We start from the raw sequence: 316 nt of genomic DNA, 5'->3' as shown, positions 1-316 counted from the left end.
GTAGTTGTTATGACGCAGTCACGCCAATCTCAGGTATCGTTATCTGATACACCTTGAGATCGTGGACACCCATCATTAGAGATTGTGGAATGGAGATTGTGGACACCGAATGGAGATTGTGGACACCCATAAACTTTGACGGTTCATCATTACTCTTCTATCTTTTAGTAATGTAGTTTTGCATGCTAAGAGGTAGTTGTTATGACGCAGTCACGCCAATCTCAAGTATCGTTATCTGATACACCTTATTATCACTGTATTTCTCGTTGTGTTTGTCGAGCTTATTTATGTGGGGAAGATAAATACACAGAAAAGT

General features: G+C 39.9%; 1 pseudogene. It reads left to right on the top strand.

The features are described 5' to 3' along the window. Positions 1 to 201 precede the first annotated feature (201 nt). Positions 202 to 316 (top strand): annotated as a pseudogene (locus V6256_RS15245) (transposase); the annotation flags it as partial.

Source organism: Psychromonas aquatilis, from assembly GCF_038155185.1.
In the GTDB taxonomy this organism is placed as follows: domain Bacteria; phylum Pseudomonadota; class Gammaproteobacteria; order Enterobacterales; family Psychromonadaceae; genus Psychromonas; species Psychromonas aquatilis.
Note: the sequence above shows the minus strand (reverse complement) of the source record. Positions and strands in the feature narration are given on the sequence as shown.